This window comes from Pontitalea aquivivens (assembly GCF_046507575.1).
Lineage (GTDB): Bacteria > Pseudomonadota > Alphaproteobacteria > Rhodobacterales > Rhodobacteraceae > Pontitalea > Pontitalea aquivivens.
This window is the reverse complement of record NZ_JBKFEY010000021.1, coordinates 17,578-42,976: the sequence shown is the minus strand read 5'-3', so window position 1 is coordinate 42,976 and position 25,399 is coordinate 17,578. Positions and strand designations below refer to the sequence as shown.

Sequence of the window (25,399 nt, the reverse complement as noted above, 5' to 3'; positions counted from 1 at the left end):
GCTCGGTTGCCGACATCCGGGGGTAAGCGCCAGATGACCTCGCCGCATAGCGTCGGATCCAGCCAAACACCAAAGGTCCGCGCCGCGCGGTCTGCAATGGAGAACCCTGCCTGCGGGTCGATACTTCGTTCAGAGTTTCGGCGTCGTGGAATACGTCGGACCCAAACAATCAGCGGCAGCGAAGACCGTTCAGCATAACTGAAATCGCATTTTCTATATACTCGACCTTGGTCTGCGCGCCGTCTGGTTGATACGCGCGCAGCAGCCAAGTGATTGACGCGCCGAGGATCGTTGCGCTGATTGAGGGGTCTGCTCCCCCGAGCGACCCGTCGGCATTTCCTTCTTCAATTAGCGCGCGCATCCGGTTCCGCAACTCTTGGCGGCGGGTCTCGGCCTCGTCCCGATAGTCACCGTGCAGCGCGCTTTGGTCACGCAGATAGCTGACGACATGAAGCGTGCCCAGACCTTCGGACAGATAAGCGCGCAGGAAGATCTCGATCTTTTCAGCACCCATCTTCCCAACGGATTGCGCTGTATCGAGCGATTTTTCCCAGATGTCGAACGATATGGAGTAGCACTCAAAAAGTAATTCATCTTTACTCTTAAAGTAATAATAGACAGTTCCCTTGCTTATTTCTAAGTTTGAAGCCAGATCATCAAGTGAAATCGAGGCCGCTCCTCGCTCATGTATCATTCGAAGTGCTTCGTTCAACAAGGTCGCGCGCTTTCTGTGCCGTTGGTTTTCCTTGTCGAACGGGTTAACGGATTCTGCGTTACTTGCGGTCTCTCGGAAGCGCCCTGATCGTTTCACCAACACATCACCTCTCCTGTTGTTGCGGTCCGGCATCCAGCATCGATTGCGCCTTGTTGCCGATCGGGCGTCACGGGTCCAGCCAATTGCGATAGAATCGCTGATAGCAAGACCGATTTTGCACATAGTTAGTCAATATATTGACGCAACAGTCGAAAAAATGTCAAATGGGTTCAGCTGCCCGGGGACCACGTGGCGGCCGCCAGACCTTACGAGGCATGTGCATGACGAAGCGACTCTCGCTAAAGGTCTGATTTCAATTGCGTCCGCCCGAAGCGACGGACCATCAAGGGGAGGAATACCAATGATCAAGATCTCGCGTCGGACGTTCAGTGCCTCAGCTCTCGCCGCGCTGACCCTGCCAAGAGTTGCGTTTGCCCAGGGATACCCTGCGCAAGCGGTGCGTGTTGTGGTGCCGTTCGGCCCTGGGGGCAGCACAGACGCCGTGACACTGCCAGTGCTAAGCCGCCTGACCGAGAGTCTGGGTCAACCATTCGTGGTATCCAACTTGGGCGGTGCTGGTTCGGTTATTGGTACGACCGAAGTCGCCGATGCCGCGCCTGATGGCCACACGATCCTGTCCACGACCGCCTCCTTCGTTACGTCTCAGATCGTGCAAAACACGACCTATACGCTGGATGCTTTTGCGCCCGTGGCGATGCTGTGCCAGTCGCCGTTCCTAATCATGGTGCCCAAGGATTCACCTGCGCAGACCATCGAGGATCTCGTCCGTATGGCGCAGGAAAGCGACGGTGACATGTTCTACGCAACCGCAGGCATCGGGAGTTCGACTCATTTTGCCTCGGAGTACTTCAATATGGTTGTCGGAAGCACCGTGCAGCATGTGCCTTATGATGGTATCGGCTCTGCCATGCTGGGAGTTCTCGGCGGTGACGTGCAGATGATTATCACGACGCACCCAAGTGCATCCGCACAGCTTGCCGACGGGTCCGTGCGGCTTCTCGCTTATACGTCAGATGGAAAGCCTGCAGATGCCCCTGATGCGCCGACCATGCGCGAAGCGGGCTTCGATTATGATGTGGCGTCATGGTGGGCAATGTTCGCTCCGGCGGCGACCCCCAGAGAGATTCTGGAGAAGCTCAACACGACGATCAACGAGATCCTGCGGTCACCCGAAATCGCCGAAATCTACGCCACCAGGGGCACAAGCCCATCTCCGATGGGGTTGGACGAGCTTTGGTCCAAGGTTCGAAACGAAACCGAGAGCTTCAAGCGCGTTGCAGAGTTTGCTGGTCTTCTGCGCGGATGAGCCGTATGTGGCGGGGTCTGCAAGGCCCCGCCATACCGTTCAGTCAATGGCGTCTTTTGGCGTATGTCCGGGGCGATACTTGAACGTCCCTTGCGCCAGCGCGATTAACCGACCTTCGGCATCTAGCACTTCACCGGTTGCACTGAAGATGCTCGAACCCGCGCCGCGTCGCAGTGTGCCGACCGCCGTCAGAAGGCCGGCCTGCGTTGCCCGACTGAAGTTGATGGTCAGGCTGATCGTTGACGACCGAATTCGCTTTCCAGTCGGAGACCAGCAGCCGGCGCGGGAGCAGACTGTGTCGAGCAATGTGCAAAGCGCCCCGCCATGCAGCCAGCCGCTGCGATTCATGTGCTGAGGTGTGACGTACATTTCCGCCATGGCATGGCCATCGCTCCATTCGGTGAGGTGAATTCCAAGCAAGTCATTGAAAGGGCTGGTGTCCGGCATCATTGTCTTTTCCATTTTCGATCAAGTCTCGTACGGTAGGATGAAAAAAATACTATACAGTCAGAAAACATTCTACTAGCAATAAGCATGTTGGATCATGCGACAGCGCAGGGGGAGGGCTCATGCCAATGAGCAGTGGCAATCGGGCGCAGGAGGGCGCGGCAGGCCTGGAGGCGCTGTTCTCGCCGCGCAGTGTCGCGGTAATCGGGGCGTCGTCGGACATAACGCGTATTAGGGGCAAGGTTCTGCGCACGCTCGTGGTTGGCGGATTCCGTGGACGGATCTTTCCGGTCAATCCCTCTCATTCCGAGGTTCAGGGCATGCCCGCCTTCGCCTCGATCCGTGATGTCCCCGAACCGGTCGATCTGGCGATGATTGCCGTAGCGGCCGAGTTCGTGCCCGCGATTCTGGAGGATTGCGCTGCGGCTGGGGTTCGGGCTGCGGTGGTTTACAGTTCTGCGTCCGCTTCGGGCGGGGATCAAGCGCCGTTGCACGAGGTCATGGCCGAAATTGCTGGTAGGACCGGCATGCGCATCCTGGGCCCGAATACAGAGGGCATTTACAATGTCGCCGAAGGTATTGCGGCCAATTTCAGTATTGTGGTCGAGCAAGAGGAAGGCGCCGCGACAAAGGCTTTGGGCGACAAGAAGGGGCTCAGCATCGTTTCGCACAGCGGCGGGTTGGGGTTTGGCCTCTATAGCCGCGCGCGACTGATGCACCTGCCGGTTCGCCATGTTGTGGCAACGGGCAACGAATGCGATGTCGATGCCTTGAGCATCGTTGAGTACTTGATCGCCGAGGGAAACAGCACGGCTATCCTCTTGTTCATCGAGGGGTTCAAAAACAGTAGGGAGTTTGCTCGCGTCGCTACCAGTGCCGCGGATGCCGGCGTCCCTCTGATCGTGATGAAGGTTGGACGGTCGGCCGCATCGCAGCGGGCTGCGGTGTCTCATACCGGTCATCTGACCGGAACCGAAACAGCTTATGATGCGGTGTTCTGTCGTTACGGCGTCATTCGCGTGTCAGACCCGGACGAGATGATTTCGATCGCCGCCGGTTTCTGCCAGCCGTTGCATCCCGCGGGCGGACGGGTCTGTGTGCTTACCGGCACTGGGGGCACAGGTGCATGGGTGGCCGACCTTTGCTCGCAGCAGGGGCTGGATCTGCCGCCACTCGACACCGCTCTGCATGACAAGATCACCGCGATCATTCCAGAGTCGGGCGCGGCGGTGAATCCGATTGATGTGACTGCCAGTATTGTCGACGATCGTGGCGTTACGCTTGCCAGTGTGCTCCGGATGCTCGCAACGGCCGAGCAATTCGACTCTGTCGTGCTGATCTTTTCCCTTGCGCCTGTTGGGCGGATCGCTCTGTTTCGCCCCCAGATTGAATCTGCGTTGGCTGAACTCGGCAAGCCGGTGTTCTTTGTGTCGCAGACATTGCCCGACGCAGGAAATATCGAGGTTCTGGCAGAACTTGGCATTCGCAACTACTCGTTCCAGGGCGTGGCTCATGCTATTCGGGCGCTCAACGATTATCGGCGGTTCCGGCAGCGTTGGGCAGAACGGACCTTCGACCAGGATCATGTGAGCGCATCGACGAGACCAGCCGTTGGTGCAGACTCGCTAGTATCCATGGGCTTCCCGTTAGTTCGAGATGCAGTGGTCGCGGATTGTGCTGCGGCGGTCGAGGCGGCCGCCGACATGGGCTATCCGGTCGCCGTCAAGATCGTGTCGCCCGACATCCCGCACAAGACCGAGGCGGGCGGTGTTGCGCTGAACCTGCTTGATGCCGAAATGCTCCGGTCGGCTTGCGAGCGTGTTCTTTCGAATGTCGCTCGTGCCGCGCCCGATGCTCGGATCGAGGGTTTGCAGGTCCAGAAGATGGCTGAACCTGGCGTCGAGATGGTTGTTGGTGCCATTCGGGATGTGGATTTCGGCCCGATTGTCATGTTGGGCGTCGGCGGGATCTTTGTTGAAGTAATGCGCGACACGGTGTTCGAGCCGACCCCGATCGGCCCGCGCGAAGCTTTGGACATGGTATCGCGCCTGAAGGGGCTGAAGCTGTTGCAGGGACCGCGTGGCACCGAGCCTTCGGATGTCGAGGCGCTAGCCGACGTGGTGCTGCGGCTGTCGCGGTTGATGCAGGAAAGTCCAGAGATCACGGAGATCGAGTTCAACCCGGTGATCGTTCACTCAAAGGGGCGCGGTGTGACCATAGCCGACGCTCTGCTGAGCACAGCGGTAGAGGTTACCCATGCTTGATGTGGAAATGCTGGAACTTGTTCGGGACAGCGCGCGCCGCTTTGTCGAGGCGCGGATCAATCACACAAGACTCCGAGAGGGCCGCAACCAATTGCCGTGGACGGATGCGGCACGTCTGCCCGAAATGGCAGAGCTGGGTTGGTTCGCAACCCTGATTCCGACCGAACACGGTGGGCTAGGACTGGATTTGACTGCTGCTTCTGCAATTGCAGAGGAACTTGGTCGCGGCTTGCTCGGTGAGGCGCTGGTTCCGCTTGCCGTCATGGCTCCGCTTGCCGTTCTGGGGGGCGAGAACACGAAGCTGCGCGCGGAGATCCTGAGCGGGATTTCAGGTGGGGAATGTCCGGCTGCCTTGGCCTGGCAAGAGGAAGCGACGTCATTTTGCAGCCCGTTTGAGGGAAGCACGCTACTGAAGCCGGATGACGATGGCCGTTTGCGGTTGTCGGGAGAGAAGAACTTTGTGGCAGGGGCTTGGGCGGCAGGCGTTTTCGTGGTTCTCGCCAATGGTCCGGACGGCGCGACCCTGATCCGGGTGCGACCCGAGTCCGAGGGTGTGACGCTGACCCACGACTGGCGTGCTGATGGCAGCCCGACGGGCAGACTGACGCTTGATCGCGTCGCGATCGACGCAACGGACATTCTTGTCAGCGGCGCCCCGGCGGAGCGGGCAGTACGCCAGGCACTGGATAGCGCGGCAATCGTAGTTTCAGCCGAGTTGGCTGGGGTGATGGCGGCTGCACTCGACATAACCCTGACCTATCTGAAAACCCGAACTGCATTTGGAAAGCCGATCTCGGCGTTTCAGGCACTCCAGCATCGCGCGGGGCGCCTGTATGTCCAACTCGAAATCGCGCGAGGCGTGCTCGAAAATGCGCTTACCGCGGCGCGCTCCGATGCAATGGCGCTGGTCGATTGGTCGAGTAGGACCAAGGCGCGCGCCAACGACGCGGGTCTGGATATAACCCGGCAGGCAATTCAACTGCATGGCGCCATTGGGTTCACTGATGAATGCGATATCGGCCTTTACCTGAAGCGCGCGCTGGTGCTGTCGGCGTGGCTAGGCACCACGGCCGAACATCATCGGCGCATCCGCCCCTATGATGCCGCTCCTCCTGTCGCGACTGGCCGCATCGCCGAACCTGGAGAAGAACCGGAAGACTGGAACAGCATTGGCGACGAAACTTTTCGAACACATGCAGCCGCCTTCTTTTCCGCCCACGTTCCCGAAGCTATCCGGTTCCGCCCGAACCGTCTCGGATGGGCGGAACTGAAGGACTGGACCCTTTTTCTGTCGGCTCGCGGCTGGCTTGCGCCAGGTTGGCCCAGAGCATTTGGCGGTATGGGTCTCGGGCCGTCTAAGCACCTGATATACTATGAGGAAATGGAGCGGGTCGGCGCCCCGAGGTTGCTGGATCACGGGATCAACAACGTCGGATCGATTCTTATCGCGCTCGGCACCGACGAACAGCGTCAGACGTATTTGCCAAAGGTGCTGTCGGGCGAACATATATGGTGTCAAGGCTATTCCGAGCCGAACGCCGGATCCGACCTTGCCAGTCTTCGCACGGAAGCGCGGATCGACGGTGACGAACTGGTGATCAACGGTCAGAAGATCTGGACCACGCTCGCCCACGAGGCGAACCACATGTATGCGCTGGTGCGCACTGACCCATCCCGACCCGGGCGCGATGGCATAAGCTTTGTGCTGATCGACTTGCGCCAGCCGGGCGTGACGATCCGGCCAATCCGCAACATCGCCGGCCACGTGGAGTTCTGCGAGGTATTCTTCGAGAATGTGCGCGCGCCCTTGTCCAACGTAGTCGGCGCATTGAATGACGGATGGGCGGTATCGCGGGCGGTTCTCGGCTTTGAGCGGTTGCGCGTTGGCGCACCGCGAAACTCGCAGATGGCTTTGGGGCGTCTGATCCGGGTGGCGCGCGGGCTCCGTCTGGATGGGGATCCGTTGGTTCGCGATCGCATCATCGGGTTCACACGGGATGTCGAGGACCTGTCTGCGTTGTATCGCAAGGCGGCTGACGCACTTGCCGGCGGGAATGCGCCGGGTCCCGAGGCTTCGGTCCTGAAAATCTGGGCGACAGAGACCGAGCAAGCACTGACCGAGGCGCTGGTGCGGTTGCTCGGCGACCGTGGAACGCTGAGTGGGGCACAAGAGATCGACGGGCAAACGGTCGACGTGCTGACTCCGTTCCTCGCGACACGGGCAACGACGATCTACGGGGGCACGAACGAAATCCAACTCAACATCATCGCCAAACGGGTACTGGGCTTATGAGCGGCGAGACCCCAGGCCTTCACTGCGAACTGGCGGCGACGGGCGTCATGTTCATCACTCTTGCACGGCCGGCAAAGCGCAACGCATTGGATGGGGCGATGATTGCCGGGCTTGCGTCGGCGATCGAAAGGTCCGAAGCCGATCCGGCAGTGAGCATCGTCTGCCTTCGCGCAGAGGGGCCGGTTTTCTGTGCAGGGATCGACCTCAAGGCCGCTTCCGAGGTGCAGGCTCAGGGTGCAGCCGCAGGCCGTGACGACGTGATTGCGCTCACGGACGCGATCCTGCGTTTGGCGCGCTGTTCCAGGCCGACCATTGCAGTCGTCGACGGCCCAGCCTTTGCGGCCGGTGTGGGCTTGTTGGCAGCCTGTGACTTCGTGCTTGCCACTTCCCGCCTTTCAGTTTCGTTGACGCAGGTCAGAAACGGGCTGATCCCAGGCTTCGTTGCTCCTCTCTTGGCACAGGCAATCGGATTGCGTGCGGCGCGGCAAATTGCGCTTTCGGGCGAGCCGCAAGGGGCGGAGCGGTTGCTGCAGTTGGGACTCGTGTCCGAGATCGTGAGGCCAGCGCGCCTGGAAGACAGGCTTGCGAGTTTGCTCGATGCCCTGCGGCGCGGTGCACCAGGGGCGCTTGCGGCCACGAAAGTCATGCTGGACCGATTTGCTCACGGTCCGCTGGATTCATCCCACATGGTCGGAATCAACGAACTGGTCGCCGCGCAGCGATCATCGGCAGAAGCAGCCGAAGGCATGACCGCGTTCCGCGAGAAGCGCTTGCCGGCGTGGTACGCGAGGACAGAGACATGACATCCGAACTTCGAACGGCGTCAGATCCGGTAATCCTGTGCGAGTGTTTCGCGCGCGATGGTTTGCAGCATGAAACCTTGGCCCTGACCACTGCGCAAAAAATTGAAGCGATCAACAGGTTCGCGGATCTGGGCTTTCCCCGTGTCGAGGCAACATCTTATTCGCACCCGAAATATGTTCCACAGTTCGCCGATGCCGACGAGGTTCTGGCCGGTGTCCGTCATCGCTCTGGTGTGCGGTTCAAGGCGACCTGTCCGAACGTCAAAGCCGTAGAACGTGCCATGCGCGCGCAAGACGCTGGAAATGGGCCGGAGGAGATCAGCCTTCTCGTCTCGGCCAGCGAATCCCATAGCCTGACTAACCTGAAACGAAGCAGGGCCGACCAATGGGGCTTGGTCGCCGAGATGGCGCGGCTAGGCCGGGACAGGTTCGTGATGGTGGGAACCGTCTCGGTTGCATGGGGCTGCCCCTTCGAAGGCAGGGTCGCACCCGACGTTGTGATCGATGATGCGCGCCGAATGGCCGACCTTGGCGTTGATCATGTGGCGATCGGCGACACGGTGGGGAGAGGTGATCCGCGCAGTGTCAGCGATCTGTTCGGAATGCTGAGGTCCGAGCTGCCACACGTTACCTTCATCGCACATTTCCATGACACGCGCGGGCGCGGACTTGCCAATTGCGTGGCGGCTTATGACGCCGGGGTCCGCCACTTTGACAGCGCATTTGGTGGTGTCGGCGGTCATCCAACCAGGATCGACTACGGCGAAGGATACACCGGAAATGTCTGCACCGAAGACCTTGTTGCGATGTTCGAGTCGATGGGCATTTCCACAGGGATTGACCTGAAAAACCTCATTCCAACAGCCCAATATTGCGAACGTCTGCTTGGCCGCCCCTTGCGGGGAATGGTTGCGCGGTCCGGGCTGGATACTCTGAAGGAGCTTGATCATGAGTGATACCGTTCTGCGCGCCGACAATGATGGTGTTCGGCTATTGACCATGAACCGGCCGGAAAAGCTCAACGCGTTGAATACCGAACTGACGCGCACTCTCTTGTCCGAGATCAAGGCCGCCGACGCTGACCCGGCCGTTCGCGTGATCGTGCTGACGGGCGCTGGACGGGGTTTCTGCGCTGGCGCGGACGTAACTGAATTCCAGCACCTGTCGGCCGACAACCCGCGCGAAATCAAGATGCGGGGCGACCTGACGATGCGTCTGCACGCAAGCTTCGTCACGACCGACAAGCCCGTTATCTGCGCAGTCAACGGCGTAGCAATGGGTGGCGGCTGCGGCTTGGCCGTGGCGGGGGACATGTCGTTGATCGCCGAGAGCGCGAAGCTTGGTTACCCGGAGGTCAAGCGAGGCGCGGTTCCCGCCATCGTCCTAGCGAACCTCGTGCGACTTGTCGGGCGCAAGGCGGCATTCGAACTTGTAATGATGGGTGAGCATATCCCGGCCGCCCGCGCACTTGAGCTTGGGCTTGTAAACCGTGTGCTGCCCGATGACGCCCTGTTGGATGGAGCTATGCAGATCGCGGCCATGCTTGCCGCTGCTAGCCCCGATGCCGTGATGGCGACAAAGCGTCTGTTCCACCGTGTCGCCGGGATGCCGCTTCTTCCGGCGCTGGAAGTTGCGCGGGACGCCAACATCATCATGCGGGGCTACAATATAAGGAAGACGGTATGAAGCCGCTCGAAGGCATTACCATTCTGGATCTGTCCCGGGTTCTCGCAGCACCTTTCGCGACCATGATCCTCGCCGAACTTGGCGCGCGGGTAATCAAGGTGGAACAGCCGGGCGTCGGGGACGAGATCCGATACTATGAGCCTATCTACAAGGGGCGCAGCGCGTATTTCTTCTCCGCCAATCGTTCGAAGGAATCGGTGACGATGAACCTTCGCAATCCAAAAGCGGCGGACATCGTTCAGCTACTCGCTGCAAAGGCCGACGTCGTGGTCGAGAACTTTACCGTAGGCACGTTGGCCCGATACGGGCTGGACTATGACAGTCTGAGCAAGGTGAATCCTGGATTGGTCTATGTATCGGTCACCGGTTTCGGGCAGACCGGGCCCTACGCCAAGCGGCGCGGATACGATACCGTTTTTCAGGCAATGACCGGCATGGTCAGTTTGACTGGCGAACAAGGCGGAGCCCCCTGTAAGGCGGGGCTCCCGGTCGCGGATCTGTCGTCAGGTCTGTGGGCAGCCATCGCCATCCTCTCAGGCGTCTTGGGCCGCAAGTCCAGCGGCAAGGGCGCCTATATCGACTTCTCCATGTTCGATGGCCAGGTCAGCCTGCTGACCATTGCCGCCGCGCGGTATTTCGCACTGGGCGAAGTGCCACAACGCATGGGCACCGAGCATCTGGGTCGGGTTCCGTCAGCCGCGTTCGAATGCGGGGATGGCGGCTGGGTGCAGATCACCTGCAATGATCAGCACTGGGCGCCACTCTGCCGGCTGCTTGGCATTACCGAATGGGGTCTCGACGCGCGGATCGCCGAAAATGCCGGCCGACTGGAGCACCGCGATGAGGTGATGGATCGCCTGCGCGCGGAAATCCGGAAATGGGAACGTGATGCCCTTGTGGATGCCTGCATCGCGGAAAAGGTTCCCTGCGGTCCGGTTCTGGATGTGGAGGAGGTGATCCATGACCGCCACGTCAGCGAACGAGGCCTGGTGACCGAATTCGATCACCCGGAGGTCGGAAAATTCCCCGGCCTGAGTCTTCCGTTCAAATTCAGCGGTTTTGACCCGGCAGGTTTCGAGCGACCGCCGCTTCTGGGCGAGCACACCGACAGCGTTCTGCACGAGATGCTCGGCCTGTCAGAAGAAGAAATTGGAAAATTGCGCGAAGAAGGAGCGATCTGATGACGATGGAACTTGAAACAGTCTTGGTTGAGATTGCTGGCGGTGTCGGGACGATCACGCTCAACCGGCCGGAACAGCGCAACGCGGTCAACATGCAGCTTGCGCTGGATCTTTATGCTGCGGTCAATGCTGTCGAAGAAGACGAAAGTGTGCGAGTGGTGCTTATACGCGGTGCGGGCAGTGTGTTTTGCGCCGGTGCCGACCTCAAGGAAAGGGCCGGCGTGAGCGAAGCTTGGCTGCGCAAGCGACGCCTGATTTCGTTCGCAGCATACGACGCCATCCAGTACTGTCCCAAGCCCTGCATCGCAGTGGGCCAAGGCCCCATCGTCGGATCCGGATGCGAGATTTCGACCGCGTGCGATTTCATCATCGGCTCCGAACGCGTGTCGTTCCGGTATCCCGAGTCGGTATGGGGCTCGGTCGGCGCCAGCCAGCGGCTGCCGCGCATTGCAGGCAAGGCGATTGCCAAGGATCTGCTCTTCACCGGCCGCACGATGGGCGCAGAGGAAGCGCTGCGTGTCGGCTTGATCAATCGACTTGTGCCGCACGACCAGCTTGAGGATGCCGTACAGGAATACGTCACCATGATCCTCAAGGCATTCCCGCTGTCAGTGCAGCTTGCCAAACGTTGCATCGACGTGGGCATGGAAAGCGATTTGCGCACAGGTCAGGCATACGAATTGCTCGCAATCGACCGCTGCCTTGCTGACAATGAATGGCGAGCCGGTATCAGCGCGTTCCAGACCGGTCACAAGCAGAAGTGAGGGCCAGCGCGTGCAGCCGCTGAACGATCTGAGGGTACTCGACTTCACAACGTTGCTGCCGGGACCGTTGGCCACGCTCTACATGGCCGAAGCAGGGGCGCGTGTGGTCAAGGTTGAACGTCCGACGGGTGATCCCAGCCGTGCGAACCGGCCTCAGCGAGCAGGGCAAAGCCTGCAATTCTCTCTGCTAAATAAGGGGAAAACCGGCCTTGTGGCCGATCTCAAGGATCCCGCTGAGCTCGAGATGGTAAGGGCGTTAGCCGTCGAGGCCGATGTGCTTGTCGAGCAGTTCCGGCCGGGCGTCATGTCGCGGCTGGGGCTGGGATATGACGCGTTGAAGGCTGACAATCCCGGCCTTGTATATTGCTCGATCACTGGGTTTGGACAGCGCGGACCATTGGCGCAACGAGCGGGCCATGACCTGACCTATCTGGCACGGGCTGGAATGCTGCGGCTCACTGCCGATGGCGACGGTCTGCCAACGCTTCCTCCAGGGCAGATCGCCGATATCGGTGGTGGATCGCTTTCGGCGGTCATTGCCATTCTGACTGCGTTGCTTCGACGCCAACGCTCGGGTCTGGGTGCGCAGCTGGACATTTCCATGACCGAAAATCTCTTTCCCTGGATGGCGCGCGCCTTGGCTCCCGTTTTGGACGGTGGCGACCCTCCGCCACCAGGTCGCGGCCGGCATACCGGCGGATCTGCGCGTTATGGCGTCTATATGTCGTCCGATAGCGTTGCCTTTGCCGTTGCGCCCCTTGAGGAAAAGTTCTGGCAGACGTTCTGTCGTCTGATCGGGTTGCCCCATGAACTTTGCGATGAGAATGTGGACCCTGTGGCTGCAAGAATGGGTGTTGCCCGGTGCTTGGCCAGCCATACCGCAGCCGAGCTGGAAGCGATGTTCGATGGTCACGACGTCTGTGTCGAGAGGGTGCGCAACGTCGCCGAGGCATTGACCGATCCGCATTTCGTGGAGCGGGGCACCTTCTCGCGCGGCGTAATCATGCCAGACGGCGCGGTGGTTCCGGCGCTTCCGATGCCTTTCCCCGACAATTTCCTTGAGTCAGATACTCAAGTCGCGCCCATGTTGGAAAAAACCGGTCCATGCGGCAGCGAAATTTGGGGAAACGCGGCAGGCTGGAGCCGATGGTCCTTGGGCGACATCAGCATCGTCCAGCATAACTAGGAGTGCACAATGCGCGTCAATGCAAGACAGGATCTGATCGGCGGCATTTGTGTTGCTGCCGTTGGGCTGGCAGCCTCTGTCCATGCGGCAACAAGCTACAATATCGGTACGCCTGGTAACATGGGGCCGGGGTTTTTTCCGCTGTCCCTCGGGCTTTGCCTTCTTGGCCTGGGTTCGGCGATAGCGATCTTCGGATCGAGGTCCGAGCGGGTAAGCATCAGTATCGACCTTGGCGCATTTGCCGCAATTCTGGCCTCGATGGCGGGCTTCGCGCTGGTTCTCCCGCTATTTGGCCTGCTGCCGGCTTCGGTGCTGCTGGTCTTTGTAGCACTCACCGCAAGCAGGCCAAACACGCTTCTTGCCGGCGTCCTGACTGCCGCAGGTGTTAGTACCATCGCGATCGCCGTCTTCATTGTCGGACTTGGCGTTCAATTGCCGATCCTACGCTGGCCATTGTGAGGAAGTGACTCCATGGAGCAACTGAGTTCTATCGCAAGCAGCGCCCTGCTTGGTCTCGACACGGCGATGACATGGGCGAACCTGTGGTATTGCTTTGTTGGCTGCCTCTTGGGCATGGTCGTGGGGGTGATCCCTGGGATAGGGGCCTTGGCGGCGATTTCGCTGCTGTTTCCCTACACATTCTACATGGAGCCGACGAGCGCTCTAATCATGCTGGCGGGCATATTCTACGGCACCGCATACGGGGGGTCGATTGCGTCGATCCTGTTGAACCTGCCGGGTACACCGTCGTCCGCGGTCGTTTGCCTCGACGGTTACCCGATGTCACAGCAAGGCCGCGCTGGCGTGGCATTGTTGATGACTGCTGTCGCGTCGTTCACTGCGGCCAGCATTTCGATTGTCCTGATGATGATCAGTTCGCCGGTCATCGCGGATTTCGCGATAAAATTTCGTTCGCCAGAGTTTTTCGCGCTCATGGTGCTTGGCCTTGTTGCTGCCTCCACGATCACCGACGGCTCGCCTCTCAAGGGGCTCGCGATGGTTGTGTTCGGGATCCTTTTGGGCGTCGTCGGCATGGATATGTATACCGGCGAGGCCCGAATGACCTTTGGATCACTACACCTTCAAGACGGGATCGGGCTGGTGCCCTTGGCAATGGGGCTTTTTGGAGTGGCCGAGGTCATTGCCACTGCCCGCTATTCCAGCCGACGAGAGGTCTTGTCGGTTTCGCTTCGTTCCATGGTTCCGAGTCGTGATGACTTTCGTCGTTCCTGGAAGCCGATCCTTCGTGGTACCGGAATTGGGGCATTTTTCGGTGTCCTGCCCGGAGCAGGACCGACGGCTGCATCGTTCATGTCCTACGCTCTGGAAAAGAACATGGCAGATGAACCAGGCCGGTTCGGGAAAGGAGCGATCGAGGGCATTTGCGGCCCTGAGGCCGCCAACAACGCCGCAGATCAGACAGCGTTCATTCCCACTTTAACCCTTGGCATTCCCGGCAGCGCGACAATGGCGCTGCTGCTGGGCGTGTTGATCATCCACGGGATTACGCCCGGCCCAGCAATGCTTGACCGGCATCCCGAGATGTTTTGGGGGCTCGTCATGAGCTTCTGGACAGGCAATCTCATTCTTTTGATCCTCTCTGTCCCGCTGATCGGATTGTGGGTTTCTCTGCTCCGCATACCCTACAATTACATGTACCCGGCGATAGTAATGTTCGTGTGCCTCGGGGTCTACAGTGTGAACAACTCGATATTCGAAATCTGGCTGGTCCTGAGCATTGGCGCGCTCGGTTATTTGCTGCGTGTTCTGGGATTCCCGGTTACGCCTTTACTGTTGGGATTTGTTCTGGGTCCGATGATGGAAGAACATTTCCGGCGCGCGATGATAATATCACGCGGCGATGCGACAGTGTTCTTCACACGTCCCACCAGCGGAACAATTATGGCGATCACGATCCTTCTGTTGCTTTGGGTCGTCTGGAGCACGTATCGGCGCAAACGCCAAAGGCGGCACCCATGAGTACGGGCGTGGCGCGGCGGACCATCGGGCAATGAGCTTTTCGTCCAGCGCCATGCGCCTGCGGCACATTCTCATCGGTACGCCCTACGGCCGGTATACAGTCGGCAATCTGGCCGTGTCATCCGGCATGTGGATGATCCGGTTGTCGACTGGCTGGCTGGCCTGGGAATTGACGCAGTCGGCCATTTGGCTTGGTATCCTTGCGTTCGCTGATCTGATCCCGGCAATCATCTGCGCGCCGGTTGCCGGGGTAATGGCCGATCGAATGGATCGGATTGTCCTGCTGCGGCGCATGATGGTTGCAGCCATATTCGTCAGCGCGCTTACAGCGCTGACTTTCTATGCCGGGCTGCTCAGCATCTGGCCGCTGGCGGCGCTGACCCTAGCCCAGGGTATCGTCACATCGCTCACACAGCCGGTACGTCTAACCATAGTACCGGAACTGGTGGAAAGGGAGGACGTTGCGCCAGCGGTGGCGATCAACGCCATCTCGTTCAACATCGCACGATTCATAGGGCCAATGCTAGGCGGAGGGATAATAGTTGCTGGTGGGGTCGGCCCCACCTTTGTCCTGAATATCGTGCTTGCTGCGGTCTTCTTTCAGCAGTTGCGGGGACTGACCGGGCGGCGTGAGGTCGAGCGGGCGAGCGCGCGCATGGTGGCCGACGCGCTCGTAGGGTTGCGTTATCTGGTCGGGCGGGGCGGCGTGTTGCCACTGTTCTTGCAGGCGGCTTGCGTGGGTATCACAATTCGCCCGGTGGCAGAATTGCTACCAGCCATCGCCGAGCAGATGTACTTGGGCGGTCCGGGGACATTGACGCTCCTCACCTCGGCGATGGGGATCGGTGCCATGCTGGGTGGTATTTGGTTCGCCGGTTTGAGTGGGCTGAGCCATGTGATCCCCATGATTGGGATCAACGGCATTCTCGCAGCCGCAGGGACGCTGGCGCTGGTGCTGGTCCCCCCGCTAAATGTGCCAGACGCAACCTTGTTACCGATTGGAATGACAGCAATGCTGTTTACAGGATTTGCTGTCACGTCCGCAGGTATCGGGACGCAGACCACTATCCAACTGGTGGTTGAAGAATCCCTGCGTGGCCGAATCATGAGCAGCTACGCGATGGTGATCCGTATTGCGCCTGCTGTCGGCGCACTGTTTCTTGGTGTTCTGGCAGAGTGGATCGGCGTGGGGATGGCTGTTGCATTCCTGGTGCCAGTTTGCGCGACCTTTTCTGTTTGGTTACTGATGCGCCGTAAGGATATCCAAAGAAGTTTGGACGCCGCTCTCTCCGAAGAGCAAGTGCGCTGAAGGTCGGGCGCCTTCGTGATAAGCGTAACAAATGTTGCCAGAGAACGTTCGACACCGGTCCCGGCCCCTCCGCCACTTACACATCGCAAACCCGAGATGAGGTCCCTGATGGGGCCTTTTTTCTTTTTGTTTCAAAGGGGTTTAGCGAGGCCATCCGACTTTCGGAGACTGGCGTTTTGACCGAAATCGGTCTCTGAACGCCCCGCGTCTCTTTCCATCCGCCCTTCACCAAAATCGAGACGGGTTCAAAAGATCACGTGATTTCAGTATGTTGGCGAAATCGAAATGCGCCGCAGTTAAAGCGGGTTCGTGTGCTCTCGGTACGAACAGAGACACCCGAAGGCGGCGTTTCACAGCGCAAAACCTCGTAAGGTTGCGCGAAGCAATTGGTGACAAATAGTGTCGAGGCACCTAGCCTGGCGCCATGTCGAACGGAGCCTGGGCGGATAAAGAAAACGATCTGATCGTCGCGGATTACTTCGCGATGTTGGCAGACGACATCGCGGGGCGTCCTTACAACAAGGCTGAGCACCGTCGCGCGCTGCTGCTGCAGCTGAATGACCGGTCCGAGGGCTCCATTGAGTTCAAGCACCAGAATATAAGCGCGGTTCTTAAAGGTCTCGGCGAGGACTGGATCCCCGGTTACAAGCCTGCGTTCAACTTCCAGATGACGTTGGTGGATGCCGTGGCGCGGTGGCTGGCGCTGAACCCGGCCTGGCTCGGGCGTCAACCTGGACTGCCACGCTTCACTGGCCTAATCGAGGCAGCGCAGATCTATCTCGGGCCGCCGCCCACGCTTTCGAACCAGCCGCCGCCGCAGGAACTGGAGCACATGCTGCACATCGCCCGCAAATTCGACGTGGCGGGGCGCGACGAGCGCAACCGGGCCCTCGGTCGTGCGGGCGAGGAGCGGGTCCTCGTGCACGAGCGGACCGCTCTGCGATCCGCCGGCCGGGATGACCTGGCGCGTAAGGTCCGCTGGGTGTCTGAAGAGGACGGAGATGGCGCGGGCTATGACATCGCCAGCTTCGCACCAGACGGTCGCACGCGCCTGATCGAGGTGAAAACGACGAACGGTTGGGAGCGCACGCCCTTTCATATCACCCGAAACGAGCTGGCCGTGGCCGAGGAGCGCCGGTCGGAATGGTGCCTCTTCCGACTGTGGAATTTCTCACGCGAGCCGAAGGCGTTCGAACTTCACCCTCCGCTTGATGCCCACGTGTCGTTAACCCCCGCTGCGTATTTGGCACACCTGCAGTGAGCAGAAAGGCGGCTGCGGGAAGTTAAACTGCACCAAGGGGCCTGCGTGTCGCGCTCTGGCTAGACAGTCATCTATGGGTTGTGGCAGGCTCACCCTACATAGCAGCCAATGGATGTACTCAGTGTTTAATCTATGCCTTTTTGACTTGGACGACACACTCGTGCGGACTGAAGACCTTAAAGAGGTTCGCGAATCTGGGAAAAATATTGATACCGCCGCGTATCGGAAAAAGGTCTCCTTGGCTTTTGAATCGCGAAACGGTAGGGAAGTGTACACGATCAGTCTTCTCAAGAAGATACGCAAAGACTTTCCAGATTTAAAGCTTGGTATCTTTACAAGGTCGCCACGTTCTTATGCTGAAACAGTTCTTGAGAAAGCCTACCCGGGTTTCAACTGGGATGTAATTTTAGCATTTGAGGATGTGAAGAAAACCAAACCCTACGGCATTGGAATTCATCAAGCGATGGATGCCTTCGAACTTGAGAGACTAGATCATGTTCTGATGGTTGGAGATCAGGACAGCGATGTCCGGGCCGCGTATAACGCTGGCGTTGCGGTCGTGCTCGATGCGACCACCTGGGCCCGCAAACGCACAAACGACAACTGGAATTCTCTCGCGCGCGTCCCCGATGCGATCATCAATAGCCCAGATCAAATATTGAGTGTTTTAAGTAATTTGCCAGAATTTCAGCCTGATTTGGAGCGCTTGCTTTCTGGAGCAAAGATCGTTGGGCGCTCGCGTAGGTATGACCGAGTAGGAAAATTCATACCAAAAGCAATTTCTCAAGATACAACTTCCTATCCGGTGTATTGCTGTGGTCGCTCCTTTGCTGGATACGATTCAATTTCCGAGCGAGAGAAGTGGCATGCACTGTCGAAAAGCATTCATGAAAACAAAGAATCTGAAACATTCCCCGAAGAATGGCTGCAGAGCATCTGTGGTTTCATTCAGACGAAGTACCCGGCACTGGCTGTTTTCGGAAATTTGGTGGTCTCCGTCGTGCCTCATAGACCTGGACGGACTCCGCGACTGGAAAATTTACTCCGCCAATTGAATGCCTATGTGCTCAAGAACGCTTTTCCGGGTTCTGGGCGGATTTCATTTGAGCCCGAGCTTCTGGCATACAAAGATGGGGTGCGATCCAACCACAAGCTTCACTTGAGTGCGAATGATCGTTTTGAGAACGTTAGGGATCACCTTTACGTTCTTAAACCCGCGACAGTTAGGCCGCGGAGAATGGTTCTGGTGATAGATGACGTGTGTACGACAGGTGCCAGTTTGATATATGCTGGTAAGCTCCTGACCGACGCAGGATCCGGTGAAGTGACACGGCTTGCGGTCTCCATGAACATTGGCAATGTGCTCTATGACTGAAGTCTCTCACAAAACGCGTGCCCTGTTGGCTCTGTCTATGCTGAAGGGCGTTGGCCCTGCGGCGCTTCGTCGAATCGCGGCACTGCATGGTTTTGAGAAACTGCCCAAAGACGAGCTCAGCTCTCATCTCCCCCGCAACATTGCGGCTGGTACCAGCTCTGATGCTTGGCTGGAGGCAAGCAGTGCAGCGGACAGGCAAATCCAACTCGCTCATGCCGCTGGAGCACGTGTCATATCGTCGGCCGACACGGACTACCCGAGGCTGCTTGCAGAGACGCGAGATGATCCGCGGATACTTTTTGTTAAGGGGCGACTAGCAAGCTCACCCGAGAAGTCTGTAGCAATTATTGGAACGCGCGAACCTACCGATCATGGAAGGATTATCGCCCAACGCCTCACTGGTTTTTTTGTTGGTGAGGGTTGGAGTGTGGTTAGTGGGCTTGCGATCGGGTGCGATGCGATTGCTCACGAGGCTGCACTTGATGCAGGTGGGCACACGGTTGCTGTAATGGCTCACGGACTTCAAACGGTAGCTCCCTCGCGGCATAAGAAGCTTGCGCAACGAATTATTGAATCTGGAGGAGCGCTAGTAACAGAGTACCGCTTTGGCCAAGAGCCTTTGCCAACCAACTTTGTGAAACGTGATCGTATTCAGGCAGGGTTGGCACAGGGCGTCGTAATGGTTCAATCAGACGTGACTGGCGGCAGTTTGCATGCTTCTCGTGCATCCATTGACTATGGCCGTTGGCTGGCTATCCCCTATCCAACAGATCAAGACGTTGCACGCCTCGAGCCAAAGGTGCAGGGCAATCTGCTACTTGCTGATGGAACGCCACAAGAGAAAACCTCGCTGCTCAAATGTGATCAAAGTGGCCTTAGTAGGTTGATCGTCTTGAGAAGTCGGGATGATTATGGACGAATGACTCGTTTGCGCGACAGTATAGTCCCACAGCAACTTCCGCCGGTACAGGGACAGTTGTTTTAGTGGCTGTCAATTCCTGGAGCGGTATCTGCTCAGTGTTTGGGGATATGGGAGCAAATCTCCGGTTCTCTCGAAAGGTGAGCTAACTTGATGGCTTCTATGCCTGGCTGATTGTCGTTTTCTGCTCCTCCCAAGCCTGCCCTGCCAGAAAACACAGATCGTACAGGCTGACCGCTGAGCCCTCGCGGCCGCAGGTCAGCCGCTTGAGCACCTCCGGCGCGAGATAGGCCAACCGCAGTTGGCGGCTGACATGGCGTTCCGCAAGCCCAACAGCCTCGGCCAGTTCCTGAATGGTGGCGAACTCACCGGCCTCAATGCGCCGCCGCCAGCTCCATGCCCGGCCGATTGCGCGCAGGATGTGCGGATCTTGGGTCTGATCCTCGCTGGGGCGGTAGTCGGCGGGCGGCAGGATCTTCGGCCGCCCGTTCTTCTTGCGCATCGTCAGGGGAATCAGCACGCGGATCGTATCGTCTGGCTTGATCATTCCGCAGCCTCCATTCTGCGCGGCGCGACCATCTCGCGGATGACGCCCGCGATGCCTTCGCGGCGAATGTCGACCTCCAGCCCGGCGGTCGTGACCATGATGCGGCGCACCAGCAACTGGATGATCCGCGCCTGTTCAGCCGGGAAGAGTTGCGACCATAGGGCGTTGAACTCGTGCAGGGCAGCGATGGCATCCGCCACAGATGCTCCGCCTCCATCGCGTTTCAGTGCGGCCAAGACCTGCGTGACGACCTCCGGCGTTTGCAGGATGCGCCGAACTTCGGTCACGACCGCGTCCTCGACCATTCCGGCGGCGAGGCGCATCGGCGCGGTCTCCTCGCCGGTCTCGCGGTTCCGGATCACGTCCATGGACACATAGTAGCGGTAGAGCTTGGCCCCTTTCTTCGTACTGGTCGGCGTCATGGCCGCGCCATTTTCGCCGAAGATCAGCCCCTTCAGCAGCGCTGGCGTTTGTGCGCGGCTGTTGTTGGCCCGCTTGCGGGGGCTTTCCTGAAGGATGGCGTGCACACGGTCCCAAAGGTCCTCATCGACGATGGCATCATGCTCGCCGGGGTAAGCTTTGCCCTTGTGCAAGGCCTCGCCCCGATACACGCGGTTGTTCAGCAGCCGGTACAGGTAGCCCTTGTCGATCAGCGTGCCCTGCTTGTTGCGGAAGCCTTCGCCGCGCAGTTCGCGCGCCAGCACGGTGGCGGAGCCCAGATCGATGAACCGCTGGAAAATCCGCCGCACGGAAGCTGCCTCGGCCTCGTTCACCACCAGCTTGCGATCTTGGACATCGTAGCCGAGGGGCACGTAGCCGCCCATCCAGATGCCGCGCTTGCGCGAGGCTGCCACCTTGTCGCGGATGCGTTCCCCGATGACCTCGCGCTCGAACTGAGCGAAGGACAGCAGGATGTTCAGTGTCAGCCGCCCCATCGAGGTGGTGGTGTTGAAGGATTGCGTAACCGAGACGAAGGTCACGCCGTTGCGGTCGAACACCTCGACCAGCTTGGAAAAGTCCATCAGAGCGCGCGAGAGACGGTCTATCTTGTAGACGACGACCACATCCACCAGCCCGTCTTCAATGTCGGCCAGCAACTGCTTCAGCCCTGGGCGCTCCAACGTGCCACCTGAGATGCCGCCATCGTCATATTGATCGCGAACCAGTGCCCAGCCCTCAGACTTCTGGCTGGCGATATAGGCCTCGCAGGCCTCCCGCTGCGCGTCGAGGCTGTTGAATTCCATGTCGAGCCCTTCCTCGCTCGACTTGCGGGTGTAGATGGCGCAGCGCAGGCGGCGGTTCGGGCGTGCGTCCATTTGCATCATGCTTCCTCCCGCTTGCGCTCGCGCAGGCCAAAAAAGCGGTACCCGTTCCAGCGGGTGCCGGTGATTTCGCGGGCGACGGCGGAGAGCGACTTGAACTTGCGCCCCTGCCAGTCGAACCCGTCTTTCAGCACGGTGACGGTGTGCTCCTTGCCGTCCCACTCGCGAATGAGCCGAGTGCCGATGACCGGATTGCGAGGGTCGATGATCTGGTGCTTGCGCTTGCTGTGCCCCTCCACCTCGTCGGCCAGAAGGTCCAGCATCCGCCGCGTGTCACGATCGGGCCCGCCATATGCCAATTCCTGGATCCGGTAGGCAATGCGGAATTCGAGGAAGGCTCGGCTGTTGTTCGGAGCGGATGTCCCGATAAGTTTTTCCCATTCGGCTTTCAGCTCTTTGACTGACATGACCTTCAGGGCGGCAAGGCTAGAGAGGACGGTCTGGTCTCGTGCCTGATCCGGGGCCTTGCGACCATCGGGTAGCTTATTGGTTTTGCGCATGAATTCCTCCGATGCGGATACGTTTCACACGATGACCACCGCTCTTGCGGGGCGGGAAGTCCACGAAACTGTCTCCGTCGGCGGCAGATAAAGAACTGGACTTCGCCGCGTTCAGGCGAACGACGCCAGCGGCGAGAATGCGACCAAGTTCCTCCAACCTTGCGCGGGCAGACATCTTGTCAGGGCATAAAGGATTGGGCCCCGAAACCGGGGTGGACAGCATGTCGAGCATGGGAGCGCCTTTCGAGTTGGTGGCCCATCTGGGCTCCAAGCGGCGCTGATATTCAAGTTAAAACAGAGGCTTGATGGGTGTCTGCGGGGCGCAGCGTAGATGGGCGTGTTTGCCGGCTTACGCTCAGTGATAGGTGGCCCCTCAGGCCAACCATTCATTGAGCTTCGACCAACGCCGTCGTCCCGATACATTCCTGACCGCGATTGCCACGGCTTTCTTTTGCCCGACAAGCACGACGAGCTTCTTGCCCCGCGTGACCCCTGTGTAGATCAGGTTTCGCTGCAGCATGGCGTAATGCTGCGTCATTACGGGGATTACCACGGCGGGGTATTCGGAGCCTTGGCTCTTGTGGATGGTGGCCGCATAGGCGGGGACCAGCGTGTCGAGTTCGCCAAAGAGGAAGGTCACCGTCCGGCCGTCAAAATCCACGGCAACTTCGCCCTCGTCGAGATCGACATCCTCGATCATGCCGATGTCGCCGTTGTAGACGTCCTTGTCGTAGTCATTCTCGATCTGCATGACCTTGTCGCCGGGGGCAAAGGTCCAGCCGAAGCGCTCCACCTTTTTCCCCCCGGCGGGGTTCAATGCCGCCTGCAACTCGATGTTGAGGGAGCGGGCGCCAACTCCGCCCCGGTTCATCGGGCAAAGCACCTGGATGTCCTTGATCGGATCAAGGCCGAAGCGGCGCGGGATGCGCCTGGCAACCAATTCGACAATCCGTGGCACCGCCTGTTCCGGGTCGGCTGCTGGCACGAAGTAGAAATCCGCCTCGGCATCCGGTGGCGCCAGATCCGGCATGCGCCCTGCGTTGATCGCATGCGCCGTCGTGATGATCTTGCTCTGTGCTGCCTGCCGGAAGACCTCGGTGAGCCGTACCACCGGCAAAGCGTCAGAGCTGATGATGTCCGCGAGGACCTGCCCGGGGCCGACCGATGGCAGCTGGTCGATGTCGCCGACGATCAGAAGGGCGGCATTGTTGGGGACAGCCTTCAGCAGCGACTGCATCAGCAATACATCGACCATCGAGCTTTCGTCGATCACCAGCAGATCGCAGTCGAGTGGGTTTTCCTCATTGCGCTTGAAGCCGAAGGCCTTCGGGTCGAATTCCAGCAGCCGATGGATGGTCTTGGCCTCCATGCCGGTGGCTTCGGTCATCCGCTTGGATGCCCGCCCGGTAGGCGCACAGAGCAGGAGCCTGACGCCTTTCGCGGCCAGAATGCGAAGGATCGAATTCACGATGGTTGTCTTGCCGACGCCCGGACCGCCGGTGATCACCATGGTCTTGGATCGAAGTGCCAGGCGGATTGCCTCGGCCTGGCTGGCAGCGAGCGTCATGCCGGTCTTCTGCTCGATCCAGGGAAGGGCCTTGTCGGCGTCGATCTCTTGCCATGGCAAGCGACCAGCGCGGATGCGTTTCAGTTGCTCGGCGATTCCGCGTTCGGCGACGTACAGTCCGGTCAGGAAGATGCAGTCCGCATCCCCCACGCGATCCGCCGTGACGGTTTCATCAGCGAGTTCCTCGATGAGGGCGCTCTCGATCAGCGGAGGCGCGACCTCGAGAAGCTTTCCCGCCAGGCCGATCAGTTCCGCCCGGGGCAGGCCGCATTGCCCGTTCCCCATGGCCTCGGTCAGCGCGAAGGAAATCCCCGCACGCACGCGGATCATGGCGGTTTTCTCGATGCCGACCTTTTCCGCGATCGTATCCGCTGTGCGGAAGCCGATGCCGCGGATGTCCTTGGCCAGCCGGTAGGGGTTTTCGCTCATGACCTGCACGGCATCGGTGCCATAGGTCTTGAAGATCCGAACGGCCCGGGCGGTTCCCACGCCATTCTGATGCAGGAACACCATGATTTCGCGGATCACCTTTTGATCGGCCCATCCTGCGGTAATCTTCGCGGCGCGCATCGGTCCGATGCCGGCGACCTCGCGCAGCCGCTCGGGTGCCGCCTCGATGATGTCGAAGACGTCCTTGCCAAACATCTTCACCAGCCGCTTCGCGTAGACCGGGCCAATTCCGCGGATCATGCCGGATCCGAGATATTTCTCGATGCCGTCAACCGTGGAGGGCGCAGATGTTCTCAGGAAATGCGCCTTGAACTGCAGGCCGTGGTTGCGATCATTGATCCACAGACCCGAGGCGGTGATCCATTCTCCGGCAGAAATTATCGCCGCATGCCCGACGGTGGTCACCAGATCTCGGTGACCGCGCGCTTTCACGCGGAGCACGCAAAAGCCATTCTCGGGGTTGTGAAACGTCACGCGCTCCACAAGGCCCGCGAGAACCTCGGTCACCGGAGCGGGCTGGGTCACTCGACCGCTTTGAGCGACGCGCTGCGCGAGCGCGCCTGCTCCGCCATGGCCTTGTCAAAGGCAGATCTGGGCAGATTGAGCAACGCGAACCGCTTCTTCTGCCACGGTTGATCTTCGTCCACTGCCTCGATCATCAGCTCTACGGCTGTGTCGTTGGCATGCACCTCGACGGTGATTTCAGCATCCTCAAAGTCCACCTCGTGGCGACGGCCATTGCTGCCGCGAATGATGACGTGGGTCACTGTTCAAACCTCCCGTGCAAACCAGCGAATCCGCCCGATGATATTAATCTCTTCGGCGGTCCGTTCATACGCGGGGTAGTGCTTGTTGTCGGATATGACCCGCACGGCGGGCGGGTCGCTGTTCGGCACATGCTGCAGGCGTTTGGCGACCAGCCCCATGCCGTCGTCGAGTACGAAGATGCCCGGCGGATTGGGCGCGCGCTTCGTCATGTCGACGAGGACCGTATCGCCATTGAGCAGGGTCGGTTCCATGCTGTCGCCTTCGACGGTCATGATCCGCAATTGTGACGGCGACGCCTGGAGGCGGTGTTTGATCCAGGATCGCCGGAAGTGATAGGCGCGACCGGAGGCTTCCTGCTCGTCCAGGACGACGGCGCCACCGCCCATCGAAGGGCGCACGCCCGCATGGGTGATCGCGACGAAGCTGTCGTCAGGGTTTTCGATGAAGGGCGAGTCCCCTTCGACCCCGCCAATTCCGTGGATCAGCCAATCCAGATCGACCTTCAGGACGCGTGCGACCTCGGCCAGGCGGTCGAGCCCCGGCCGCGTCGAGCGACCGCGCAGGATGTCATAGACGAAGGACCGGTTCACACCGGCCATTTCGGCGACATGCGCGGGGTTGAGCCCGAGCTGGTTGGCGCGGGCCTGCAGGCGGTCTGCAAGCGTGTGGTGATCGGTCATCTTATCCCCAGATGGA

General features: G+C 59.6%; 24 protein-coding genes. 15 read left to right on the top strand and 9 right to left on the bottom strand.

The annotated features are described in order from the left end of the window. Positions 1–169: 169 nt before the first annotated feature. Positions 170–847 (bottom strand): TetR/AcrR family transcriptional regulator, encoded by a 678-nt coding sequence (locus tag ACK8OU_RS16210; RefSeq protein WP_410304457.1) that lies wholly within the window; start codon positions 845–847, stop codon positions 170–172. Positions 848–1,115: 268 nt separating this feature from the next. Here ACK8OU_RS16210 and ACK8OU_RS16205 point away from each other — a divergent pair, with 268 nt between their 5' ends. Further along, positions 1,116–2,081 carry a Bug family tripartite tricarboxylate transporter substrate binding protein gene (locus ACK8OU_RS16205; protein ID WP_410304456.1) on the top strand — a complete coding sequence of 322 codons (966 nt, stop codon included), beginning with the start codon at positions 1,116–1,118 and terminating at the stop codon, positions 2,079–2,081. A 39-nt stretch (positions 2,082–2,120) separates the two neighbouring features. Here ACK8OU_RS16205 and ACK8OU_RS16200 read toward each other — a convergent pair whose 3' ends face one another. Next, positions 2,121–2,531, bottom strand: a complete 411-nt coding sequence (locus ACK8OU_RS16200; RefSeq protein ID WP_410304455.1) for a PaaI family thioesterase — start codon at positions 2,529–2,531, stop codon at positions 2,121–2,123. A 125-nt stretch (positions 2,532–2,656) separates the two neighbouring features. Between ACK8OU_RS16200 and ACK8OU_RS16195 the strand changes: the two genes are divergently transcribed. The 14 genes from ACK8OU_RS16195 (at position 2,657) to ACK8OU_RS16130 (ending at position 19,615) form a co-directional block, all read left to right on the top strand. Beyond that, positions 2,657–4,792: an acetate--CoA ligase family protein gene (locus tag ACK8OU_RS16195; RefSeq protein WP_410304454.1), complete on the top strand. Its 2,136-nt coding sequence runs from the start codon at positions 2,657–2,659 to the stop codon at positions 4,790–4,792. Next, positions 4,785–7,085, top strand: a complete 2,301-nt coding sequence (locus tag ACK8OU_RS16190; protein WP_410304453.1) for an acyl-CoA dehydrogenase — start codon at positions 4,785–4,787, stop codon at positions 7,083–7,085. Before ACK8OU_RS16195 ends, ACK8OU_RS16190 begins: the two co-directional genes overlap by 8 nt. 47 nt (positions 7,086–7,132) lie before the next feature. Continuing rightward, positions 7,133–7,888 (top strand): enoyl-CoA hydratase/isomerase family protein, encoded by a 756-nt coding sequence (locus ACK8OU_RS16185; protein ID WP_410304452.1) that lies wholly within the window; start codon positions 7,133–7,135, stop codon positions 7,886–7,888. Continuing rightward, positions 7,885–8,844, top strand: coding sequence for a hydroxymethylglutaryl-CoA lyase (locus tag ACK8OU_RS16180; RefSeq protein ID WP_410304451.1), 960 nt, complete (start codon positions 7,885–7,887; stop codon positions 8,842–8,844). Before ACK8OU_RS16185 ends, ACK8OU_RS16180 begins: the two co-directional genes overlap by 4 nt. Continuing rightward, complete coding sequence (locus tag ACK8OU_RS16175) at positions 8,837–9,574, top strand: enoyl-CoA hydratase/isomerase family protein (RefSeq protein WP_410304450.1); 738 nt, start codon at positions 8,837–8,839, stop codon at positions 9,572–9,574. Before ACK8OU_RS16180 ends, ACK8OU_RS16175 begins: the two co-directional genes overlap by 8 nt. Then, positions 9,571–10,755: a CaiB/BaiF CoA transferase family protein gene (locus ACK8OU_RS16170; protein ID WP_410304449.1), complete on the top strand. Its 1,185-nt coding sequence runs from the start codon at positions 9,571–9,573 to the stop codon at positions 10,753–10,755. Before ACK8OU_RS16175 ends, ACK8OU_RS16170 begins: the two co-directional genes overlap by 4 nt. Continuing rightward, entirely contained in the window at positions 10,755–11,519 is a 765-nt protein-coding gene (locus tag ACK8OU_RS16165) for an enoyl-CoA hydratase/isomerase family protein (RefSeq protein ID WP_410304448.1), read from the top strand. The genes ACK8OU_RS16170 and ACK8OU_RS16165 overlap by 1 nt, the downstream gene beginning before the upstream one ends. A gap of 10 nt (positions 11,520–11,529) precedes the next feature. Further along, positions 11,530–12,705: a CaiB/BaiF CoA transferase family protein gene (locus ACK8OU_RS16160; RefSeq protein WP_410304447.1), complete on the top strand. Its 1,176-nt coding sequence runs from the start codon at positions 11,530–11,532 to the stop codon at positions 12,703–12,705. A 9-nt stretch (positions 12,706–12,714) separates the two neighbouring features. Continuing rightward, positions 12,715–13,164, top strand: a complete 450-nt coding sequence (locus ACK8OU_RS16155; protein ID WP_410304446.1) for a tripartite tricarboxylate transporter TctB family protein — start codon at positions 12,715–12,717, stop codon at positions 13,162–13,164. A 12-nt stretch (positions 13,165–13,176) separates the two neighbouring features. Then, positions 13,177–14,685: a tripartite tricarboxylate transporter permease gene (locus ACK8OU_RS16150; protein ID WP_410304445.1), complete on the top strand. Its 1,509-nt coding sequence runs from the start codon at positions 13,177–13,179 to the stop codon at positions 14,683–14,685. A 31-nt stretch (positions 14,686–14,716) separates the two neighbouring features. Further along, entirely contained in the window at positions 14,717–15,994 is a 1,278-nt protein-coding gene (locus ACK8OU_RS16145; protein WP_410304444.1) for an MFS transporter, read from the top strand. A gap of 424 nt (positions 15,995–16,418) precedes the next feature. Continuing rightward, positions 16,419–17,255, top strand: a complete 837-nt coding sequence (locus ACK8OU_RS16140) for a protein NO VEIN domain-containing protein (protein ID WP_410304443.1) — start codon at positions 16,419–16,421, stop codon at positions 17,253–17,255. A gap of 145 nt (positions 17,256–17,400) precedes the next feature. After that, positions 17,401–18,630: an HAD hydrolase-like protein gene (locus ACK8OU_RS16135; RefSeq protein ID WP_410304442.1), complete on the top strand. Its 1,230-nt coding sequence runs from the start codon at positions 17,401–17,403 to the stop codon at positions 18,628–18,630. After that, a complete protein-coding gene (locus ACK8OU_RS16130) occupies positions 18,623–19,615 on the top strand; it encodes a DNA-processing protein DprA (RefSeq protein WP_410304441.1) in 993 nt (330 codons plus the stop codon). Before ACK8OU_RS16135 ends, ACK8OU_RS16130 begins: the two co-directional genes overlap by 8 nt. A 94-nt stretch (positions 19,616–19,709) precedes the next feature. Here the strand turns inward: ACK8OU_RS16130 and ACK8OU_RS16125 are convergent, their stop codons facing one another. The 7 genes from ACK8OU_RS16125 to ACK8OU_RS16095 all read right to left on the bottom strand — a co-directional run bounded on the left by ACK8OU_RS16125 (position 19,710) and on the right by ACK8OU_RS16095 (position 25,383). Next, positions 19,710–20,096 (bottom strand): hypothetical protein, encoded by a 387-nt coding sequence (locus ACK8OU_RS16125; protein WP_410304440.1) that lies wholly within the window; start codon positions 20,094–20,096, stop codon positions 19,710–19,712. Further along, positions 20,093–21,421: a recombinase family protein gene (locus tag ACK8OU_RS16120; protein WP_410304439.1), complete on the bottom strand. Its 1,329-nt coding sequence runs from the start codon at positions 21,419–21,421 to the stop codon at positions 20,093–20,095. The genes ACK8OU_RS16125 and ACK8OU_RS16120 overlap by 4 nt, the downstream gene beginning before the upstream one ends. Then, the gene (locus ACK8OU_RS16115) at positions 21,418–21,918 is read right to left on the bottom strand and encodes a DUF2924 domain-containing protein (RefSeq protein ID WP_410304438.1); all 501 of its coding nucleotides are present in this window, start codon (positions 21,916–21,918) and stop codon (positions 21,418–21,420) included. Before ACK8OU_RS16115 ends, ACK8OU_RS16120 begins: the two co-directional genes overlap by 4 nt. Then, a complete protein-coding gene (locus ACK8OU_RS16110; protein ID WP_410304437.1) occupies positions 21,902–22,150 on the bottom strand; it encodes a hypothetical protein in 249 nt (82 codons plus the stop codon). The genes ACK8OU_RS16115 and ACK8OU_RS16110 overlap by 17 nt, the downstream gene beginning before the upstream one ends. 141 nt (positions 22,151–22,291) lie before the next feature. Next, complete coding sequence (gene recD2, locus ACK8OU_RS16105) at positions 22,292–24,460, bottom strand: SF1B family DNA helicase RecD2 (RefSeq protein ID WP_410304436.1); 2,169 nt, start codon at positions 24,458–24,460, stop codon at positions 22,292–22,294. After that, positions 24,457–24,702, bottom strand: a complete 246-nt coding sequence (locus ACK8OU_RS16100; RefSeq protein ID WP_410304435.1) for a hypothetical protein — start codon at positions 24,700–24,702, stop codon at positions 24,457–24,459. The genes recD2 and ACK8OU_RS16100 overlap by 4 nt, the downstream gene beginning before the upstream one ends. A 3-nt stretch (positions 24,703–24,705) precedes the next feature. Next, positions 24,706–25,383 (bottom strand): XRE family transcriptional regulator, encoded by a 678-nt coding sequence (locus ACK8OU_RS16095; protein ID WP_410304434.1) that lies wholly within the window; start codon positions 25,381–25,383, stop codon positions 24,706–24,708. Positions 25,384–25,399 lie beyond the last annotated feature (16 nt).

Bases quoted from the DNA above. Each gene is read 5' to 3' on its own strand.
- ACK8OU_RS16210 (WP_410304457.1), bottom strand. From the start codon at position 847: ATGCCGGACCGCAACAACAGGAGAGGTGATGTGTTGGTGAAACGATCA.
- ACK8OU_RS16205 (WP_410304456.1), top strand. From the start codon at position 1,116: ATGATCAAGATCTCGCGTCGGACGTTCAGTGCCTCAGCTCTCGCCGCG.
- ACK8OU_RS16200 (WP_410304455.1), bottom strand. From the start codon at position 2,531: ATGATGCCGGACACCAGCCCTTTCAATGACTTGCTTGGAATTCACCTC.
- ACK8OU_RS16195 (WP_410304454.1), top strand. From the start codon at position 2,657: ATGAGCAGTGGCAATCGGGCGCAGGAGGGCGCGGCAGGCCTGGAGGCG.
- ACK8OU_RS16190 (WP_410304453.1), top strand. From the start codon at position 4,785: ATGCTTGATGTGGAAATGCTGGAACTTGTTCGGGACAGCGCGCGCCGC.
- ACK8OU_RS16185 (WP_410304452.1), top strand. From the start codon at position 7,133: ATGTTCATCACTCTTGCACGGCCGGCAAAGCGCAACGCATTGGATGGG.
- ACK8OU_RS16180 (WP_410304451.1), top strand. From the start codon at position 7,885: ATGACATCCGAACTTCGAACGGCGTCAGATCCGGTAATCCTGTGCGAG.
- ACK8OU_RS16175 (WP_410304450.1), top strand. From the start codon at position 8,837: ATGAGTGATACCGTTCTGCGCGCCGACAATGATGGTGTTCGGCTATTG.
- ACK8OU_RS16170 (WP_410304449.1), top strand. From the start codon at position 9,571: ATGAAGCCGCTCGAAGGCATTACCATTCTGGATCTGTCCCGGGTTCTC.
- ACK8OU_RS16165 (WP_410304448.1), top strand. From the start codon at position 10,755: ATGACGATGGAACTTGAAACAGTCTTGGTTGAGATTGCTGGCGGTGTC.
- ACK8OU_RS16155 (WP_410304446.1), top strand. From the start codon at position 12,715: ATGCGCGTCAATGCAAGACAGGATCTGATCGGCGGCATTTGTGTTGCT.
- ACK8OU_RS16150 (WP_410304445.1), top strand. From the start codon at position 13,177: ATGGAGCAACTGAGTTCTATCGCAAGCAGCGCCCTGCTTGGTCTCGAC.
- ACK8OU_RS16145 (WP_410304444.1), top strand. From the start codon at position 14,717: ATGAGCTTTTCGTCCAGCGCCATGCGCCTGCGGCACATTCTCATCGGT.
- ACK8OU_RS16140 (WP_410304443.1), top strand. From the start codon at position 16,419: ATGTCGAACGGAGCCTGGGCGGATAAAGAAAACGATCTGATCGTCGCG.
- ACK8OU_RS16130 (WP_410304441.1), top strand. From the start codon at position 18,623: ATGACTGAAGTCTCTCACAAAACGCGTGCCCTGTTGGCTCTGTCTATG.
- ACK8OU_RS16125 (WP_410304440.1), bottom strand. From the start codon at position 20,096: ATGATCAAGCCAGACGATACGATCCGCGTGCTGATTCCCCTGACGATG.
- ACK8OU_RS16120 (WP_410304439.1), bottom strand. From the start codon at position 21,421: ATGATGCAAATGGACGCACGCCCGAACCGCCGCCTGCGCTGCGCCATC.
- ACK8OU_RS16115 (WP_410304438.1), bottom strand. From the start codon at position 21,918: ATGCGCAAAACCAATAAGCTACCCGATGGTCGCAAGGCCCCGGATCAG.
- ACK8OU_RS16110 (WP_410304437.1), bottom strand. From the start codon at position 22,150: ATGCTCGACATGCTGTCCACCCCGGTTTCGGGGCCCAATCCTTTATGC.
- ACK8OU_RS16095 (WP_410304434.1), bottom strand. From the start codon at position 25,383: ATGACCGATCACCACACGCTTGCAGACCGCCTGCAGGCCCGCGCCAAC.